The organism is Pseudobythopirellula maris (genome assembly GCF_007859945.1).
Lineage (GTDB): Bacteria > Planctomycetota > Planctomycetia > Pirellulales > Lacipirellulaceae > Pseudobythopirellula > Pseudobythopirellula maris.
Genome location: NZ_SJPQ01000001.1, coordinates 503,131 through 522,289, shown reverse-complemented (window position 1 = coordinate 522,289; position 19,159 = coordinate 503,131). Strand labels below are relative to the sequence as shown.

16 protein-coding genes are annotated in these 19,159 nt (G+C 68.0%); 6 read left to right on the top strand and 10 right to left on the bottom strand.

What is annotated here, in order from left to right; all coding sequences use genetic code 11:
* Positions 1–111: 111 nt before the first annotated feature.
* The 4 genes from Mal64_RS01950 to Mal64_RS01935 all read right to left on the bottom strand — a co-directional run bounded on the left by Mal64_RS01950 (position 112) and on the right by Mal64_RS01935 (position 2,958).
* Positions 112–741 (bottom strand): hypothetical protein, encoded by a 630-nt coding sequence (locus Mal64_RS01950; protein ID WP_146396261.1) that lies wholly within the window; start codon positions 739–741, stop codon positions 112–114.
* Positions 738–1,220 carry a hypothetical protein gene (locus tag Mal64_RS01945; RefSeq protein WP_146396257.1) on the bottom strand — a complete coding sequence of 161 codons (483 nt, stop codon included), beginning with the start codon at positions 1,218–1,220 and terminating at the stop codon, positions 738–740. The genes Mal64_RS01950 and Mal64_RS01945 overlap by 4 nt, the downstream gene beginning before the upstream one ends.
* Entirely contained in the window at positions 1,217–2,587 is a 1,371-nt protein-coding gene (locus Mal64_RS01940) for a DUF3592 domain-containing protein (RefSeq protein WP_146396254.1), read from the bottom strand. Before Mal64_RS01940 ends, Mal64_RS01945 begins: the two co-directional genes overlap by 4 nt.
* A gap of 107 nt (positions 2,588–2,694) precedes the next feature.
* Positions 2,695–2,958: a DNA-directed RNA polymerase subunit alpha C-terminal domain-containing protein gene (locus Mal64_RS01935; protein ID WP_146396251.1), complete on the bottom strand. Its 264-nt coding sequence runs from the start codon at positions 2,956–2,958 to the stop codon at positions 2,695–2,697.
* 591 nt (positions 2,959–3,549) lie between these two features.
* Between Mal64_RS01935 and Mal64_RS01930 the strand changes: the two genes are divergently transcribed.
* Complete coding sequence (locus Mal64_RS01930) at positions 3,550–5,865, top strand: ATP-dependent helicase (protein WP_146396248.1); 2,316 nt, start codon at positions 3,550–3,552, stop codon at positions 5,863–5,865.
* A 186-nt stretch (positions 5,866–6,051) separates the two neighbouring features.
* On the top strand, positions 6,052–7,272 hold the full coding sequence (locus Mal64_RS01925; protein WP_197525346.1) for an SAM-dependent methyltransferase: 1,221 nt from the start codon (positions 6,052–6,054) through the stop codon (positions 7,270–7,272).
* A 137-nt stretch (positions 7,273–7,409) separates the two neighbouring features.
* On the opposite strand, the gene Mal64_RS01920 is transcribed toward Mal64_RS01925, so the two are convergent.
* From Mal64_RS01920 to Mal64_RS01900, 5 genes are all read right to left on the bottom strand, one after another.
* Positions 7,410–8,252 carry a GNAT family N-acetyltransferase gene (locus tag Mal64_RS01920; protein ID WP_146396241.1) on the bottom strand — a complete coding sequence of 281 codons (843 nt, stop codon included), beginning with the start codon at positions 8,250–8,252 and terminating at the stop codon, positions 7,410–7,412.
* Between the two features lie 182 nt (positions 8,253–8,434).
* Positions 8,435–9,379, bottom strand: coding sequence for a lysophospholipid acyltransferase family protein (locus tag Mal64_RS01915; protein WP_146396238.1), 945 nt, complete (start codon positions 9,377–9,379; stop codon positions 8,435–8,437).
* 12 nt (positions 9,380–9,391) lie between these two features.
* A complete protein-coding gene (locus Mal64_RS01910; protein WP_231993556.1) occupies positions 9,392–10,435 on the bottom strand; it encodes a glycosyltransferase family 9 protein in 1,044 nt (347 codons plus the stop codon).
* 116 nt (positions 10,436–10,551) lie between these two features.
* Positions 10,552–11,451 carry an SDR family NAD(P)-dependent oxidoreductase gene (locus Mal64_RS01905; RefSeq protein ID WP_197525345.1) on the bottom strand — a complete coding sequence of 300 codons (900 nt, stop codon included), beginning with the start codon at positions 11,449–11,451 and terminating at the stop codon, positions 10,552–10,554.
* A gap of 47 nt (positions 11,452–11,498) precedes the next feature.
* A complete protein-coding gene (locus Mal64_RS01900) occupies positions 11,499–12,602 on the bottom strand; it encodes a phytanoyl-CoA dioxygenase family protein (RefSeq protein WP_146396232.1) in 1,104 nt (367 codons plus the stop codon).
* A 277-nt stretch (positions 12,603–12,879) separates the two neighbouring features.
* Between Mal64_RS01900 and Mal64_RS01895 the strand changes: the two genes are divergently transcribed.
* From Mal64_RS01895 to Mal64_RS01880, 4 genes are all read left to right on the top strand, one after another.
* On the top strand, positions 12,880–14,430 hold the full coding sequence (locus tag Mal64_RS01895; protein WP_146396229.1) for a vitamin K epoxide reductase family protein: 1,551 nt from the start codon (positions 12,880–12,882) through the stop codon (positions 14,428–14,430).
* A gap of 88 nt (positions 14,431–14,518) precedes the next feature.
* Positions 14,519–14,941, top strand: coding sequence for a DNA mismatch endonuclease Vsr (gene vsr, locus Mal64_RS01890; protein ID WP_197525344.1), 423 nt, complete (start codon positions 14,519–14,521; stop codon positions 14,939–14,941).
* Positions 14,942–15,217: 276 nt separating this feature from the next.
* Entirely contained in the window at positions 15,218–16,438 is a 1,221-nt protein-coding gene (locus Mal64_RS20305; RefSeq protein WP_146396220.1) for a hypothetical protein, read from the top strand.
* A gap of 244 nt (positions 16,439–16,682) precedes the next feature.
* The gene (locus Mal64_RS01880; RefSeq protein WP_146396217.1) at positions 16,683–17,627 is read left to right on the top strand and encodes a DUF6268 family outer membrane beta-barrel protein; all 945 of its coding nucleotides are present in this window, start codon (positions 16,683–16,685) and stop codon (positions 17,625–17,627) included.
* A gap of 41 nt (positions 17,628–17,668) precedes the next feature.
* Here the strand turns inward: Mal64_RS01880 and Mal64_RS01875 are convergent, their stop codons facing one another.
* On the bottom strand, positions 17,669–19,012 hold the full coding sequence (locus tag Mal64_RS01875) for a DUF1598 domain-containing protein (protein WP_146396213.1): 1,344 nt from the start codon (positions 19,010–19,012) through the stop codon (positions 17,669–17,671).
* Between the last annotated feature and the right edge of the window lie 147 nt (positions 19,013–19,159).

Here is a 19,159-nt window from a genome sequence, read left to right as displayed (position 1 = left end):
GGCCCGCCGCCTGGCGGGAAAGGCGACATGGCCGTTTGGCCGGCGGACGAGGCCGCACCAGCACTGGACAATTGGCTCGCGAGCTCACGCTTAAACCGTAGCTCGCCCGGCTCAGAAACGAGCGGCCGACGAACGCACGGCTTGCTCGTGCAGGTCGTAGAGGTCGAACCAAGTCTCCCGGAGATTCCCCTCCGAACGGCGCCAGCAAGCCAGCGCGTCTGCGTGGCTCAGCGGCGTGGGGCGACGTTCGGTGAGCGTGTCGAACAGCGACAAGACCAACCGGTCGTCGGGCCGCCAGCTTGCCAGCATCGGCAGCCTCGCCGGGCGGTGGGTGGTGACCAACAGCCCCAAGCCTCGGCTTCGCGCTTGCCGCGTGACCCAGCACCGCCGCAAAGCGTTGAAACGCTCAAAGCCATCGACGACCCACACGGCTTGTTCTCCGCCGTGGCCAATCGATGCGGATTGAACGGGTGCGGGCCATTCGATCACGCGTACGCCACGTTCTAGGAGCCGCTCCCTTAGCGCGACGAGCAGAGTCGTTTTCCCCACGCCGTGCGGACCGCAGAGCTGGCCGCGCCAGCCATGCGACGCCAGGGCGTCGACCATCGTGTCGGCGTCTCGCCCCACGGGGAAGACAAACGGCAACGCGCCCGGGCGGGTCCAGCAGGTCGAGAACGGGTTGCTGTCGCGAGAAGGGCATGGGGCTTCGCGCGGCCCGAGTGTTGCGAGGGCGGGCGTCACGGCGCAGCCTCTTTGTCCGCCGTGTGGGAGGGCGATTCTCCCTTGGCGTCGTTCGGGCCGACCAACGCGAAGGACGTTTCACAAACCACGCTGCGGTCGCGCGGCAGCAGCACCCGCAGCCGCACGCACCAGCAGACCTTCACGATCACGCCGTCGTAGCTCAACGGGCTGTAAGGCAAGCGGGTCGAGAAAGCGACCGGCTGCGACGGATCTAAACGATCGGCTGTTTCGGACGGCCCATCCTTGTCGGGCAGGCGGTAGCGTAAGAACTCATGGACCGAGGTGTCCTCTTCGCCCTTGCCGGCCGTGTACCACAAGACCGACACCTCGCAGGCGTAGGCTCGCGTCTCTCGCCAGCCCTTCACGCGGAATCGCCCGTCGAGCCGCTCGCCGGCCGCGAGCTGCTTGGCGCCGTGCTCGATCCAGACCTCCGGCACGAGCGCCGGCAGCGGGTTCATCGGAGGCGGCATTTGGCTCACACCAAGGTCTCCTGTTGCGTGGTGAGGGCCAACGCGTCGTTAGTCTGCGCCTCGGCGGCGCCGACCGGCCAGCTGGCGGGGTAGACGCACAGCTCGAAGCGGCGCTTGAATTCGGGCCAACGCCGCGACGCCACCCGGGCCTCGAGCAGCCAACGAACCTCGTTGTGGGGCGAGACGAAAGACGCGGGCCCATCGGCCGGCGGCGTGAAGCTGAAGGGCCGCTCGTAGCCCGCTTCGTTCTCGACGTCGAATCGGCCCTCGGCGACCAGCTTCTTGCGGTAAACCTCTTCGGTCGCGGTCCGCGAGTCGGTCCCCTGGTGGTAGGTGGCGACCTCTTCGCAGACGAGCGCGACGGTCAGCTCGCGAACACGCGTTTGGCCCTTCTGGATCAGCAGGGCCTCGCACGTCTCGCCCGAGCGGAGCGGCCACCGCGACACCTCGATCTGCGTGAGCCCGCCGGCGCCGGGGCTCCAGGCGTCGCACAGCAGCGAGTAGGCGAGCCAGCCGCCGGTGATCGCCAGCGGGGCGACGATCAGGCTGACCATCACGGGCCGCTCGCCGGAGAAAAAGTCGGCGGCCAATTGGAAGATGAACAACAAGGCCAGCCCGTTCCATAGCAGGCAGATGATCGCCATGCCGACCAGCCGCCAGCCGCGCTCGCCGTCGATCGGCAGCCGGTGGGCCAGCCGCACGCCGGGGCTGTCGCTCGCCGTCGCCACGGGGGGCAACGCCGCCGCCAGCGTCGGCCTCGGAGAGCCGGTCTCGAGCAGCTCGACATCCACGCCACGGCGACGCATGGCCGATCGCATCTCGGGCGAGACGCGTGTCTTGAGCAAGGCCCGCACCACGCCCACCACGCCGACCAAGATCAGCGACAGCGGGATGAGTAATTGCAGCCACGGCTGCCACGGCCGGCTTGGGCTCAGCAACACGCGGTCGTGGTCGGCCGGGTCATGCCAGCAAGGCAGCTCCGTGCCGATCGGAAACGCCTTGAGCGCCCGTTGGGCGTCGAGCTCGCTCGGGGCGTCGCGGCCCACGCCGTGACGGGTCCAGGTCGTGTGCCGCTCTCCCGCGGGAGTGTGGAACACGACGAGCAGCTCGGGGCTGTACTCTTGCTCGGCCAAGCCGGGTCGGGTGATCACGCGGGCGTCGATCACCCGGCCGGTGGTTTCGACAAAGCGTCCCACGTCGCGGTAGAGCCGCAGGTCGGGCAGCAAGGCGTCCGTGACGACCCACCAGCCACCGACGGCGCCGGCGGCGATGATCACCAAATTGTAGAAGACCTCGCCGAGCCTAGCGCCGAGGCGCGAGACGGTGCTCCGCTTGCCGCGCTTCTTGATCAGCAGCAGAGGAAAGCGGACGGGCATCGGCTGGGGCGTGGCGGGGGACGGCGCGCGGGCTCGGTGAAGGAAGCGGGCGGCGCACAGGCCGCCCGCCCTCCCTTATAACACGCCCGGTCGCACGGCGCCTCGGCTCACTTGGCGAGCCGCGGGGGCCGGCGGAAACCGACGTTCTCGAGCGCTTTGTAAACCTCGTCGAGCGTTTTTTCGCCGAAGTTCGAGATGCTCAGCAGGTCTTCGGGCGTGCAATGCAGCAGGTCGTTCACGGTGAACACGCCCTTCTCTTCGAGACAGTTCGTCGTGCGAACTGCGAGCCCGATCTCCGCGGTGCTCATCTCGAGCCGCTCTTTCATGCTGTCCGCTTGCATCTGGACGGTGTCGAGTGGAATGCGCGACATGAGGGGATCCCTCCCTTGCGGTGGTGGTGGGGGACCGGCGACACACGCCACGATCGAACCGACCGACGAGCCATCGAGCCGGCGGCGCAGCCATCCCGGGCGCCAAGCCGCGGAGCTTAGAGCTAGCGGCCGGCTCAGACGCCGTACCGCTCAGAACCACACGGGTGCGGGCCCGCGTTCGTGGGCCCGCCGTGGTCCAGAGTTAGAAGTCGGTGTGCGTCCTAGCGGAACGTCTCGCCGCGGCCCCGTCCCGGGGTCGCCATCGCGAAGCGTGTCACCAATCTTGGTGGAACTGCCGGAGATTGTAGCGGAACAAGACCGGTTTTCGTCAAGCTTCCACCATTTTTTCCACACTGGCGGATTCCCCCAAATCCACCAGGCTAAATACCGGGGGCTTGAGTTGCCGCAGTTGGTCTTGCTACGGAGGTCGGCTGGTTGCTCGATGGCGCCGGGGGCTTACGCCCGTCGGCTCGCCTGCGTGGCTTGCTGGTGGAGCGGCGCCTATGGTCTCTGTCGCGCCCCTCGGAATACACTGGTGATAGCGGCGCTGCTTCGCGCCGTCCGCCGGATGCTTGCAAGGAAGTTACGCCCATGACGCCCGACGACCACCCGCTGCTCGTGGGCCTGAACGACGCCCAACGCCAGGCGGTGCGGCACCTCGAGGGGCCGATGCTCGTGCTGGCCGGGCCGGGCAGCGGCAAGACACGGGTCGTCACCCACCGGGTGGCCCACCTGCTGTCGCAGGGGGTCAACGCCCGGCAGATCCTGGCCCTCACGTTCACCAACAAGGCCGCCGACGAGATGCGCCGCCGTCTCGACCGCTTGGCGCCGGGCGAGCGGGTTTGGATGAGCACGTTCCACCGCTTCGGCGCCAAGATCTTGCGTCGGCATGGCGACCTGCTCGGCCTGGCGCCCAACTTCACGATCTACGACACGACCGACGTTCGGCACACGCTCAAGCGGGTGGTCGAGGCGGAGAAGATCAACCCGCTGCATTACACGGCCGACCGCATCGCCGCGGCGATCAGCGGCGCCAAGAACAAGCTGATCACCGCCGACGAGTACAAGCCGCGCCGCGAGAGCCCGCTGTCGGGCGTCGTGGCCAAGGTCTACCCCGCGTACCAGAAGAAGCTGCTCGAGTCGGCCGCCGTCGACTTCGACGACCTGCTGCTGCACGTCGCCAAGCTGCTGCACGACAACGCCGAGCTCCGCGCCGAGCTCGACGAGCGGTTCCGCTACGTGCTGGTCGACGAGTACCAAGACACGAACCGGGCGCAGTACGTGATCCTCCGCGCACTGTCGGTCGATCACCCCAACCTGGCGGCCACGGGCGACCCCGACCAGTCGATTTACGGCTGGCGCGGCGCCGACCTGAACAACATCCTCGAGTTCGAGTCGGACTACCCCGAGGTGAAGGTCGTCAGGCTCGAGCAGAACTACCGCAGCACGAAGAGCGTGCTGCGGGCCGCCGACGCGTTGATCGCCCACAACGTCAAACGCAAGGCCAAGTCGCTGTTCACCGACAACGAAGAGGGCCAACCCGTGCGGCTCGTCTCGTACGCCGACGGCGACGCCGAGGCGCGCGGCATCGCTCAGCAGATCCGCGCGGCGATCGACTCGGGCGTGCGCAAGGCGAGCGACTACGCCATCTTCTACCGCACCAACGCCCTCTCGCGGGCGGTCGAGAAGGCGATGCGGGCCGAGCGCGTGCCGTTCCAGATGGTCCGCGGCCAAGAGTTTTATCAGCGCAAAGAGATCAAGGACGTGCTGGCCTACTGCCAGCTGATGAACAACCCCCGCGACGACCTGGCGTTGGAGCGCACCATCAACAGCCCGCCTCGGGGGATCGGCAAGAAGACGATCGAGCAGCTCGCCGGCCACGCCAACCGGTTCGGCGTGACGATGCTCGACGCGGCCCGCGAGGCGGGGCTCATCGAGACGCTCGCCAAGCGGTCGGCGACCGCGGTGGGCAAGTTCGTCACGATCGTCGACCGGCTCGCCGATTATGTGGGCGGTCCGGTCGAGGAGGCGATCGGCGCCGTGCTCACCGAGAGCGGCTACCGCGACCACCTGGTCGCCGGCGAGAGCGAGGAGGACGAGAACCGCCTGGCCAACATCGAGGAGCTGCTGACCGACGCCCGCCAGTTCGACGAAGAGAACGAAGACCCCACTCTCGAGGACTACCTGGAGCGCGCCTGGCTCGTGAACGAGACCGACAGCTGGGAGGACGACAGCGACAAGGTGACGCTCATGACGCTGCACGCCGCCAAGGGGCTCGAGTTCCCGTCGGTGTTCCTCATCGCCGTGGAGGACGGCATCCTGCCGCACGAGCGTTCGCTGCGCGACCCGGTGCAGCACGAGGAGGAACGCCGGTTGGCGTTTGTCGGCATCACGCGGGCGGAGCAGCAGCTGCAGCTCAGCTACGCGCAGCGGCGCGACTTCCGCGGCCAGCGGCGGATCTCGATCCCCAGCGGTTTCCTGATGGAGCTGCCGCGTGACGAGATGGAGATCGTCGATCAAGCGCCGGCCGACGACTGGGAGATGCTCGAGTGGCAAGCCGAGCAGGCCGTGGCGGACGCCGACGACTTTTCACAGCTCAGCGAAGAAGAAGCGGCCGAGCGGGCCGGGCGACCGAAGCCGAAGCCCGAGCTCGACCTCGCCGCCATCGGGGTGAAAACCGCCGCCTCGCTCGGCGGCGCCGAGCAAGAAGCCGACGACAAGCCGCCGCGGGTCTCGCCCGACGTGTTCCGGGTCGGCATGGCGGTGCTGCACCCGGAGTTCGGCCCGGGCAAGATCGCCACGCTCAGCGGCGCCGGCCAGGCGCGGCGGGCAACCGTCAAATTCGCCACCGCGGGCGAGAAGCGGTTCGTCCTGGCCTACAGCCCCCTGCGGCCGGCGGGCAGATAGCTGTAGGGAACGCCCTCTGTGGCGTTCCGGGCGCCGAGTACAGGCTCTTCAGAACTCTCTCCAGGACCGGGCCTGCCCGCCGGGGCTGGACCGCCACAGAGGGCGGTCCCTACAGGTGACATGGGGTCCTTGGCGTCTTGGCGGTTCCTTTCCCGGACCTGGGGTTCGCCTTGCTATAGTAGGACGATGATCGAAAGCGAGTTTGTGTTCTGTGTCTGCCAGCCGGGAGCGGAGCTGGCGTTGAAGTCCGAGGTCGCCGCGCGCGTGCCGAACTGGAAGTTCGCGTACTCGCGGCCCGGTTTTGTGACTTTTAAGCTCGATAAGCCCGCCAATCTCGACCGCTTCCAGGCGCCTCACCTGGTGTTCGCCCGCACGATCGGTCTGTCGCTGGGCAGCGTGACCGGCGAGTCGAACGAAGAGCTCGCCGCCGCGGTGTGGGAGGAGCCGGCCGTCGCCGCGTACGTCGAGGCCTGCCCCAAGCTGGGCCTGCACGTCTGGCGCCGCGACACCGCATTGCCCGGCCAGCAGGGCGTCGAGCCGGGCCCCACCGACGAGAGCCGTGCGGCCGAGGCCGCCCTCCGCTCGTCGGCCCCGCAGGCCTCGGCGGGCGACCGCGAGCTGCTCGCCTCGCGCGAGACCGGCAACGGCGCCCGCGTGCTCGACGTGGCCCTCGTCGAGCCCGACCGCTGGTGGATCGGGGCCCACCGCGTGGCGAACCGCAGCGACCGCTTCGCCGGCGGCGTTATGCCCCTCGCACTGCCGGGCCACGCCGTCTCGCGGGCGTACCTCAAGATGCAAGAGTCGCTCCGCTGGGCCGGGCTGCCGACCATGGCCGGCGAGGTTTGGATCGAACTCGGCTGCGCGCCGGGCGGGGCGAGCCAGGCGCTCCTCGAAGAGGGCATGCAGGTCCTCGGCGTCGACCCGGCCAAGGTCGACCCGGTGGTCGAGGCCGAGGAGAACTTCCACCAGCTGCAGATGCGCGTTCAAGACGCCCGCCGGGTCGAATTCTCGACCGCCCAGTGGCTGGCGGCCGACCTGAACGTCGACCCCGAAACCTTGCTCAGCGCAGTCGAGAGCATCGTCTCGCACCCCGAGGTGTCGATCCGCGGTCTGGTGCTCACGATCAAGCTGCTCGAGAAGTCGATGGGCTCGCCCGAGGCGATCGTTGCGTACCTCGAACGCGTGCGCAAGTGGGGCTACCAAGACGTGCGAGTCCGACAGCTGGCGTTCAACCGCCACGAGATCTGCCTCGTCGCCCTCCGCAGTCGCCGCCAACGCCGCATCGCCCGCCGCGGCCGCATCGCGAAGCCGAAGAAATCGGCGCCCGTAAAAAAGCGTTTCCGCGTCGACCCGCCGCACGCGGGGCCGTCATCGGGACACATCCATGACGCCGGTCCGCACGTCTAGTGCGAATCGCACGGATGCGTAGCGTGTGTGGCGGTGTGATTCGACGTCGATATGGCGAAAACAACGCTACGGCTATCGATAGTACGATCTAGTGCTTGCGGCTCAAGACAGCTTGCACCCGAAGAGCACTTGTCGAATCAGCCGTCGCGCGGCGCCCTCCGCAGCACGCGTCCGTGGTCCACGGCCGTGAAGCCCATCTTGTGGTAGAAGGCCAGGGCCGCCTGATTATCGGCCATGGTTTGGGCTTCGATCATCGTGACGCCGCGCTTGAGCAGTTCGCGGAACGACTCGTTCAGCAGGTAGGTCGCCATCCGCTGGCGGCGGTGCTCGGGCTCGACCAGCAGGTCGAGCATGCCCATGGTGCGGATGCCCCAGCTCGTAGCGAGCGGCTCGAGGTCCCAGAAGGTCACGCTGGCCGCCGGCCGCTCCTGGCCGCGCATGAGCAGCGAGAACCGCATGCGGTCGAGCGGCCCGCAGACGCAGGCGTCCCACCAGTTCTTTGCCGACGGCGAGAAGTTGTGGGCGAACTGCGCTTTGCGACGCACGAGGCGTGTCTCGCGGCTCGCGTCGGGGCGGAACCGAACGAGCTGCCGCTGCAGCACCACCACGCGGCCCGACTCTTGGTACTGGTTGCGTTCGAAGGCAGCCAGCTGCCGCGGGTCGGACTCGAGGATGCCGGGCATCTCGCTGCCGCCGTACAGGCCGAGATAGAAGCCGTTGAGCGGGTCGATGCCGCCGGCGTAATGGACCGATGCGCCGCGGTCGCGTTGGTAAGCCTCGCTGCGTCCGATCAGGGCGTCGGCGATCGCGGGGTCGTCCACGTCGCCGCGGACCATCAGCATCGCCGTGGTGCCGAGCGTGCAGTCGACACACTCGCCCCCGTCGCCGGGCCCGAAGGCGGCGTGGGCAAAGCCGACCGGCTCTCCCTCGCGGGTGGCGACCAGCAGCCCGGCCCGGTCGAAATAGATTTTAGACAGCACACACTGTTCAAAAATCGCCGACGAAAGGGGCTGCATCAGCCCACGCTGCGGCGGCTGGCTCCGCCAAATCGCCGCCAAGGCGGGGGGGTCCGAGTTGCGGAAGGGCCGGATCTCGAGCACCGGTATCTCGCGCGGCGGGTCGGGTGGGGGGGATTGGGCAGGCGGCCGGGGCCGCTCGCAATCTACTCTCCGGCAGAGAGTTTCGTAACCCGCTTTGTCGCCCTGGATCCTTTGGCCGCCTTCCAGCGGTTGTGGACCCACCAGTATTGGTCGGGGTGCCGGGCGATCACTTCCTCCAGCCGCCGCGTGAACCACTCGGTCAGCAGCGGCGTGGAGCCGAACTCGAAGTCGGCCGCCCCCGGGTCGACCTCGCCCGCCAGGCCGATCTCGTACGAGAAGGGCGCCTCGCGGCGTCGGGTGTAAACGACCATCGTGGGGGCGCGGTAGGTGAGCGAGAACAGCGACACCGCCTTGTGGGTCGACGCCTTCTTGCCGAAGAACGTGACCCAGCACCCCTTGCGGCCGGCCGACTGGTCGCCGAGCAGCGTGAGCGCCCCGCCCGCCTGCATCACGCGCTCGATGTCGTCGCTGCTCCCCTTCTTGGGCAAGATCCGCTGCCCGGTGCGACCGCGGAAATCGTTCACAAATCGGTCGACAAACACGTTGTCGAGCGGCCGGGCGACGGTGTGCGTGGGGAAGCCGAGCATGCCGAGCAGGTAGCCGCCGAACTCGAAGTTGCCGTAGTGGCCCGAGATCAGCACCTTCGGATCGTCGCGCAGCATGGTGCGGACGACCTGGCGTTCGTCCGGCACGGTGCAGATCGCCCGCCAGTTGCTGCGGTGCAGCTTGCGCGGGGTGTGGGCGATCTCGGCCGCCATCAGGAACAGGTGCTTCCAGGTGCGGCGTGCGATCGCGCGGCGTTCTTCGCCCGTTGAGTCGGGGAAAGCGGTCCGCAGGTTCTCGTCGACGAGCTTGCGGCGGAAGCCGATCGCCGTGCCGGCCAGCCAACCGAGCGCCTCGCTGCCGCGTTCGCAAACCGACAGCGGCAAGGCTTGGATGACGGCGACCACCGACCGCAACGCGGCGTAGGCGAGCCAGTCGAGCGCGAGGTTGCGTTGTTGAGCCATCGGTTGCTGTCGTCAGGCGACCAGGCGGGAAGCGGGCGCCGCGTCGAGCAGTTTCTCGCAAGCGGCGACGACCTGTTCGGCGGTGATCTCGCGCATCGCGTCGTTGCCCGCCCGCCGTCGCTCGCGGCGCGTGCCGCTCTGGTAGCGGCTCTGCAGGGCGATCGCCCGGTCGCCGTAAGGGCCGCAGTCCTCGGGACGCGTCGGGCCGTAGAGGCCCACGGCCGGGGCCCCGACGGCGGTGGCCAGGTGCAGCGGGCCGGTGTCGGCGCTGAGCACAACGCTTGCCCGACGCAACAGCGCGGCGAGCTCCATCAACGAAGTGGGCGGGGCCACCTTGGCCCAGCCGTCGCTCGCGGCGACCACCTCGCCGGCCGCCTCGCGCTCGCGATCGCCGGCCCACACCACGAGCGTGCGCAGTGTGCGGCGGCGGCCCAGCTCGGCGGCGACCTGCCCAAAGCGGTTGGTTTCCCACAGCTTTGATTCCCAAGTGGCGCCGGGGTTCACCACCGCGTAGCCGGTGGGATACGAGCCGCGCACCAGCGTGCCGATGGTGCGCTCGGCCGATTCGTCGTCGGGCAGGTCCCAGCGAACTTGCGGCCGGTGGATGCCGAGCGGCCCGAGCAACTCGAGCGAGCGGTCGGTGATGTGCGTATGTTCGGGACGCACCAAGCGGTTGTTGAGCCACGGGCTGAGCTCGCGGCCATGCTCGCCCAACAGGCCGATCCGCATCGGGGCTCCCGACAGCCAGCAGGCGACCGCGCTCTTGGTCATGCCTTGGGCGTCGACGGCGGCGTCGAACGGCCCGCAGCGTCGCAGCTCGGCTCGCACCGCGCGGAGGCCCCGCCACGAGGTGAACCAGCCGCGCGGCACGACAACGGTTTGGTCGATCGCCGGGTGGTTGCGAACAAACGTGGCCGACTTCTCCTCGACGACCCACGTGATGCGGGCGCCGGGGTAACGGTCGCGCAGCGCACACGCCACCGGAGCGGTGAAAATCGTATCGCCGATTGCGCTCAAACGCGCGATGAGGACCCGAGGGCCGTGCTTGGTGGTCATCCTTGACCTGCGAAGGGAAAACGTGGGCCCGATCCATCCCGGACCGGTCGGGGTCAACAGCATATCCCGCTGCGTGGGGCTCTCCAATGCCGGTTCGCGCGTGGTTCGCTTACCGCTCAAGCCGCCCGAGCGAGCCTTGGCCTCTCGCCGAGTCCCAACTTCATCCGCAAGGCGGTCTGGGGGTCGGGCGCCAGGGCAGCCAGCTCGCGACGCTTGCGCTCAACGCGCCGCCGCCGGCCGAGCGAGAGCGCCCAGTCGAAAGCCGCCGGCAACCTGCGTTTCAGGCCGATCGCCCACCAGCAGTAGGGGTCGAGCACCACCCGGCCGCGGTTTCTCTCGACCGCTAGCACCGCCCGTCGCGCCACACGCTCCGGGCTGAGACAAATCCAAGCGGGCGGCGACTTCGGCTTGCTCTGGCCTTCGGGCAACGGCGCCGAGCCGAACAACTCGGTCCGCACGAACCCGGGGCAGAACGCCGTCACGCCGAGGCCCACTCGGCCGTACTCGCTGCGTAGCGACTCGCTGAAGCCAACCATCGCGAATTTGCCCGCGCAATAGGCCGACACCCGCGGCATGCCCGCCAGCCCCAACACGCTGCAGACGTTGAGCACGTGGGCCTCGGGTCGGGCGAGCAGCGACGGCAGCAGGCCGTGCGTGAGCCTCACGTGAGCGAGCAGGTTGAGCGACATCAACCGTTCGAGATCGCCCGCTGGCATCGCGTGGGTCGGACCGTGGTAGGTCACCCCGGCGTTGTTGACCAGCAGGTCGACGCCGGCCGATTGGTCGAGGCTCTCCTGCACGGTGGCGTCGACCTCGTCGCGTAGGGTGAGGTCGCGTCGTTGGCTGTCGACCGCGGCGCCCAACTCGCGGGCCTCGCGCGCCGTGCGTTCGAGCCCCGCCGCGTCGATGTCGACAAGTGTCAGGTGCGTCATGCGGCTGGCGAGTCGCATCGCGATCGCGCGACCGATGCCTGAAGCGGCGCCGGTGATCATCGCGTGCTTGTTCGCCAGCCGCATGTCGCCTCCCATCCCCCCCGGGTTGTATCCTCCGGGCTCGCCTTGGCTCAGGCGGCCCGCTTGAGCGGCGCGACGGCGCCGTCTCGCTCGAGTTGCTCGGGCGATACCGTCTTGCTCAGCCCATGGCGGTCCTCGCCCCGCAGCGAGCAAACGCCCCACTTGTCGAGCACGTACTTGCCGCCGTTGTAGACCGAGCGGTAGTGCTTCTTGTTCGGGTAAACCGCGATGTTGGTCGGCGTCACTCGCATGTTGAACGCCAAGCGGTGGCGGTCGGTCGTGTTCGGCGCCGAGCCGTGGATGCAGCGTTCGGTGAAGAGCACCATCTGGCCCGCACGGCAGGGGACCTCGACCACTTCGGCTTCGGATTCGTCGAAATCGAGACGGAAGGCGGCGTTGTAGAAGCCCTCGTTGCCGCCGAACAAGATCGGGCGGACTCGGTCGTGCGAGCGGGCGGCAAAGCGGAGGCAGCCGTTCTCGGTTGTCGAGTCGTCCACCGCAATCCACGCCGTGATCTGGAAGATCTCGCTGCGGTCCTCGGGGAAGATCGCCGGGTCTTGGTAGTCCTCGACCATGAACGTGCTCGCCTGGTGCCACTGGATGGCGGGCGAACCGGGGCCCTTGTAGAAGATCTGCGACCGCCAGCAGTTCAGGTCGGGCCCCAAGATCTGCGCGATCCGTTCCGTGACCGCCGGGCTCCGCATGTAGTTCCAAAGCCGCGGCATCTCGAGGTGCCGGTCACGCGGCGTGGTGAATCCGTAGGTCGCCGAGGGGCGACCCTCGATCGCCAGCAGGTCGTGCTTGAAGTCCTGCATCTGGGCGGGGGTGAACACGTCGAACGGGCCGACGAAGCCGCGCTCGTAGAACGAGCTGAGCTGCTCGGGAGACATGCGGTACTCGGGCGCCACCTCGGCCTTGGGCTCGATCTTGGCGGGCGCCTTGAAGTAGCAAGGCTGGTCGATGAACGCGCTCGTCAGCCCGGAGCCGATGATCTTGCCGAACATCTCGAAGTCCCAGTTGCGGACAATCGCCTTGATGTCTCGCGGCAGGATCGATGTCGGCAGCCGCAACGCCTTGTAGGCGGCCAAGCCAGCCAGGCCGGCGCACAACGGCACGCGTTGCCAGAGCGGACGCACCTTCGGGTGGAGGTTCATCGATGTCAGATCCTGGGAGGTGGCAGGCCGCCTCACGGTCGTGAACCGTGCTGGGGGGGCGATTGTTACTATCGGCCCGAGGCGCCCGACCAATTAGCGTAATCGTCAAAGTCGCCCGGTCCCGCCGGCGAGACTCGGTCGACAGGCCGCCATCGGCCCGGCTTGCTGTCGCACGCTCGCGGCCGGGTTTATACTCGTGAGGACCTCATTCCTTCGGCCGTGCGCGCGGCGCACGGCCGACGACTCATCGAAATACTTATTGCGATCGACCCTCGCCATGCACGAGAGCCCGAATCCCAGCCCGCTGCTCGTTTGGCCCCTGCGGCTGCTATCACTCGTGGCGGCGGGGCTTTCGGTGTTCCTTTTCCTGTCGACCGGCGATGGCCCCGTGGCGGGCTGCGACTTCTCGGCCTTTGACTGCCACTCGGCCTTGGCGAGCCGGTGGTCGAGTTGGCTCGGCTTGTCGGTCGCCCTGGGCGGGGCCCTCTGCTACGCGGCCGTTTTCGTGGCGTCGTGGTTGGCGCCCGCGGACAACGCATCCTTGTCGTCTCTTGGCTGGCGGGTGCTCGAGGCGGCGACCCCGGTCGCCGTGGGCGCCGCGCTGTGGTTCATTGGCTTGCAGGCGTTCGTCCTGGAGGGGTACTGCCTGTACTGCCTGATGGCCCACGCCGCCGGGGTGACCGCACTCCTGCTCGCGTTTTTCCTGCGGCGGTCGCTGGCGTCTGAAGAGTCCAGCGCCCAGGGCCCAATGGTTGCGCCGGTCGTTTCTCCGCTGAGCGGTTCGCCGATGCCGCTGGTCGCCACGGAGCCCGCGGGACCGCCCCGTCTCGGCTGGCCGAGCCTGCTGGGCGTCGTCGCCCTGACGGCGCTCGTCGGCGGTCAGATCCTGTTGCCGCCCAAGATGTCTCGCACCGAGATCGCGGAGCTCGACGAATCGATCGACCTGACCGAGGCCCCCGCGGCCGAAACCCGCACCGCCAACAAGGCGGTCGCCCCGGCCGAGCAGCAGATGGACGAAACGCCTCCGGCCGACGAGACTGCCGAGAGCCCAGCCCCGGCGCCCGTTGCCGAGACGCCTCGCGTCGAAGAGAAGACCCACGGTCGCCGCAAAAACGGCTCACGCGTCGCCGAGTTTTTGGGCGGCAAACTGCGGATCGATACGTACAAGTACCCGATCCTCGGCTCGCCCGAGGCGCCGCACGTTGTGGTCGAGATGATGGACTACTCCTGCAGCCACTGCCGCGCGGTGTACCCCAAGCTGATCGAAGCGCAGCGGCGGTTCGGCGGCGACGTGGCGATCTTGATCCTCCCGGTGCCGACCGAGATCTTGTGCAACCCTTATGTCAAGCAGGCGAATCGGAAGTCGCGCGGCTCCTGCAAGCTCGCCAAGCTGGCGGTGGCTTTCGCACGTCTTGAGCCGGAGCACTTCGAGAAGCTGCACAGCTTCATGCTGCGGGACGAGGAGAAGCCGAGCTACACCGAGGCGCTGATCGAGGCGCAAACGATGGCCGACCGCGACCGGCTGAGCGCTGAAACGCGTCTCCAAGAGATCCCGTTAATCGTTCAGCGCAACATCGAGCTGTGGGTCGCGTTGCGACGCCGGCAAGACGTCGGTCTGCCGCTGCAGATCTACGGCGACGCGATCACCTCGGGTGACGGCGCGTCGGTCGAGGAGATCTGCGAGCTTTGGAGCAAGCAGTTCGGCGTGGAGCCCACACGCGGCGGCCGCCGCAAGGGATCGCCGTTAGGCGATCAACTGCTCGACGCCCAGCCTTTGGACGCCCAGCCATTCGACACGCAGACCAATGGCTCGGACTTACCCTTCTAGGGAGCGAGGACTTTCTAGGGAGCGAGAGGGGCGCGCCGGAGCGAAGGTAAGGCAAGTCTTGGCGAAGCGATCGAACCGACCGAAACGCGTGGCCGCTGCGACTGAGTCGCCCTCTCCCCAGCGCAGCCGCACGATGGCGGCAGTCAAGAGCCGCGACACGGGACCCGAGTTGGCCATGGCCGCCGCACTGCGCGCCGCCAAGGTTCGCTTTCGGCGCGACGTGAAGTCGCTCCCCGGGCGGCCCGACTTCGTGATCCCCGCCGCGCGGCTTGTGGTGTTTGTCCACGGCTGCTGGTGGCACGCCCACCCATGCCCCCGCGGCGACCGGCCCGCCAAGACCAACGCCGCCTACTGGGAGGCGAAGATCGATCGCAACCGCCGCCGCGATCGGCGCGTGGCCCGTGAGCTTCGGGCGTTGGGCTACTCGGTCTGGACCGTCTGGGAGTGCCAGCTTCGCAAGCATGGCGTTCCGCTGCGACTGATCCGAGCCATCGAACGGCGCAGCGATTAATGCGGCTCTTTCTCGCTGGTGCGGCGGGGTAATGGTTGGATCGCCGCGGGCGATGTCGGGCCATCGCCATGAAGCGCATTCGCCGAGGCGACGATTGGCGTTGACCCCGCTAGCGTGGCTTTGGTACTTGCCTTTCTGGCAATCGGGCGTCCCATTGCGGGGGGCCCCTCACCAAACCAGAGGCCACTCGGGGTGCGAAGCAGAAGCCGACGGACTGTTGCGACCATCGCCGCCCGCTGGGGGCTGCGCTGGGGGTCCGTCTGTTTGGCTTGGCTGATGCTGACTGGCTCGGCGATGGCCCAGCGGGTGCAGATCCCGGCCACGGCGCCCTCGACCTTCGCGGCTCCCTCGCAGGCCCCCTCGGCGTGGGGAACGCAGGCTGGCGCTTACCCCGCTCAAGGCGCCGTTGGCGCCGTTGGCGCTGTGCCGCCCCCCGCGTTCGACGCTTACGCGCCGGGCGTCGCGACGCCCTACGGAGCGCCGGTCGGCTCGCCCTACACTTACACACCGCCCGCCGGTGCGGCGGCGCCCTATTCGGCGGCGCCCTATTCGGCGGCGCCCTACAGCGGCGCCCCCGCCTACACGCCGTACACACCGGCGCCGTCGGCCCCGGGCTACGGCGGCTGGGGCAACGAGACCGCCCCTTACGGCTGGGAGAAGGGGACCTACGGCTTCGAGTCGAGCCCCGGCACCACGGTCCGTTTTCAGCAGTTTCTCCGCCAGGTACGCGGCGAACACACCTTACTGATGGGCGACGGCAGCAGCGACGCGTTCGAGCTCAACCGGATGGAGTTGACTTCGACGCTCACCTTTCCTGTGGCGGGCAACATCGAGGCCCCGCTGCTCGTCACGCCCGGCTTCGCCTTCAACTGGCTCGACGGTCCGCGTTCGGCCGAGGCCAACGTGCCCGGCACGGTATACGACGCCTACCTCGACACGGCTTGGTACCCGCGCATCAACACCGCACTCGGCGCCGAACTCGGATTCCGCACCGGTGTTTGGTCCGACTTCTCCAATCTCGACAGCGATTCCTTGCGGTTGATGGGGCGCGGCTTGGGCGTGCTAACGGTCTCCCCGCAGATGGATTTTTTGCTCGGCGTGGTCTATCTCGACCGCATCCGGGTGAAAATGTTGCCGGCGGGCGGTGTCCGTTGGCGGCCTACGCCGGAATGGGACCTTTACCTCGTGTTTCCCAACCCCAAGATCCGAAAAAGATTGCAATCGGTCGGTGGCGCCGACTGGTGGTGGTACCTCGCCGCCGAGTACGGCGGCGGGTCTTGGACAGTCGAGCGAACCGCTCCGGCGCCGCGCAACGACCGCTTCGATTACAACGACATCCGCTTTGTGCTGGGATTCGAATGGGAATCCGCCAGTCAACTCCGCGGCCACGCCGAGGTCGGGTACGTGTTCGACCGCGAGTTGGTCTTCGACTCGAACTCGCCCGAACGGTTCGAGCCGGACGAAACGATCATGTTTCGCCTGGGCCTTGGTTTCTAACTAGGCTCGCCCCCTGCAGCTAGCAATCGCCAGGCCGATGACGCACTCGAACAGAACTATCGCACGCCGTCTGTACCTTGGGGCGGCCGCATGCTTGCTAGCTGCCTTGGCGAGTGGTTCGTCGCTCGCGACTGCGCAGGGAACAAGCCACGGGTCCGCCCCGTTGGCTGGGGCTCTGCCGGCTGGGGCTCTGCCGGCTGGGGCTTTGCCAGCCGTGGCGCCGTCAGCTGGCGCACCGGCGGCCGTGTCGCCAAGCCCGCACTACCTGACCGACGACGTGGCCTATTACACGTCTGGCAAGGACGGGCCGACGCAATACTTCGATCCGTCGGTCTACCCCACGACCTTCGCACCCGGGCCGCCCTCGCTGGGCCAGTACTGCTGCCCCAGCGAGCCGCAGATCAAGATGCCCCGCGGTCGGCCGGGGATGTTCCAGCGTTTCCAGTGGACCGGTGAGTGGTTCCCCGCCATCGACGGTGATCCTTCGGCCCTGGGCGTCTCGAGCCTGGGGGCGAGCGTGATGCTCGGAGCCCCGCTGCCGTTTACCGACGGGCACCTGCTGATCACCCCACGCTACGAGGTGAATTACTTCGAAGGGCCCACGGTGACCGACATGCCGCCCCGCACTCACGAGGCGGCGGTCGAATTCGGCCACATCCGCTTGCTGTCGCCGCGGTGGATGCTCAACCTCAGCACCTCGATCGGCGTGTACGGCGACGACCACAGCCTCGATTCGGGCGACGCGCTGCGCATCACAGGACGGGCGATCGGCATCTACCAGGCGACGCACGAGTGGCAGTGGATCGTCGGCGTGGTCTACCTCGACCGCGACGACGTGCCGATCCTTCCCGCCTTGGGCGCCGTCTACAAGAGCGGCGGCTTCAAGGCCGACCTGCTCTTCCCGCGGCCGAAGCTCACCTGGGAGCTCGGCGGCGACAGCAGGGTCTATTTGGGCGGCGAGTTTGGCGGCGGCTCTTGGGCCGTCGCCCGCACGGGCACGGGCCTCACCGAGCGGGCCGACCTGCTGAGCTACCAGCTCTTTGCCGGCGTTGAGCAGGGGGTCAAGGGAGGCTGGAACCGCCGCATCGAAGCCGGCTACGCCTTCGGCCGCGAGCTCGAGTACGCCGAGAGCGGAACGGTCTTCGAGCTCGACGACACGCTCTTCGTCAGAAGCGGCGTGACGTACTGAGCCCGCGTCTAGCTCGTATCAGGGCGAGCAGAGCGACCGGTTCACTGCCACCACCAGTTGCCGCCGAGTTGCTCGGCGCCGGCCGAGCGGACCGCGGCGACGTCGGCCGAGGTCTCGGCCTGATCGGCCACCAGCCAGGGGTAGAACTGCACACCGCCCGAGGCGGTGATCACCCAGCGCGATCCCATCCGCATGAAGCTCGCCTCGGTGGCGACCGACTTGGGGGCCGGGTATTGCTCGGTTTCGGCGTCGCCCATCAGGTTCGGCAGCGACAGGCCAACCAGCGTGAGCAGGTCTTCCTTGGCTACCAGGGCCGTGGCGACGGCCATGTCCATCGCGTTGCGGAGCCGGCCAAAGGAAGAGTCGTGGTCGGCGAGCTCTTCGAAGCCTTCGGTAAAACGATCGGCCCATTGCTGGGCGACCGTGCCCGACTTGCCCGAGCGGCTCCGCTCGCCGTCGGCGCTAACGAAGTCGTTCTCGGTCATGCACTTAACGCCTTGTCCGCGGATCTCCCAGGCGAGGCCCTCCTCGTCGCGGAGCATCGGCTCGTAGTTGGCCGCCATCCACCAGCGGGGCAGCATGCTCTCCTGGGCGCCACGGCCCTCGAGCAGGGTGAGGTAGCTCGGCAGGCCGCCGATCGGGGCCTCCTCGAGGCCCATCGCCAGCCGCTTCATGCGGAAGTCGGCCGCCACCATCGTGCGGGCAAAGCGGCTCGTGGCCGGCACGCCGCTCACGCTCACGGTTTGCTCGCCGAGCGCCCGCTCAACGGCTCCGGCCGCCTTTTTGGGGCTAATGTCGCTGGTGAGACGGTTCTGCAAACGCTGAACCCGCTTCAGTCCCTCTTGGGTCGGATCGATCGAGCAGCTCATGCCTTGGCCGTTCGTGTCTTCCATCGTCCGCAGCGCGACCATCAGGTCGTCGAGCGTGAGCACCGGCCGGTTGGTCGTGGCGCCAACCACGTTGCCGAGCCGGTCGGCCTTCCAGCCTTCGGCGGGGCCGGCCAGAACGATGTCGCCCTGCTTGGGATAGACGAGCACGTGCTTCACACGCAGCAGGCCCGCAAGGTAACGCACGTCATCGGGGATGTCGTTGCCTTGCTCGCTGGCCTCGGCGACACGCTGCTCAAGACCTTTGAGCGAAACGAACCGCAGGTCGTTGTAAGGCTCCAGGTCGGCCGGCGCCGCCGCCAAGCCGGCCTGCCAAGTCGCGCGCAGCTGGTCGTTGTCGGCCACCTCGGGCGCCGAGAGCACACCCTCGGGGTTGATCGACACGCCGCCCACGGCGGGCGCTTGCTGAGTGACAAGCTGCGCTGTTGCCGAAGCTGGCGCCAACGCCACGGCCAAAGCCGCCAACAAAGCCCAACCGCAGTAGAACTTCAAATGCATGCTTCTTCTCTTCTCTGATCGCGTTGAATATGCCCGGCGGGGCGTGTGCCGGCGGGACGTGTGATTAAGCGTTGCTGGCCGTTGTAGAGCTTCGTAGGAGGCCCAGCGGGCCGCACCATCTCTGTGATGATAGCTAGCGGCCACCGC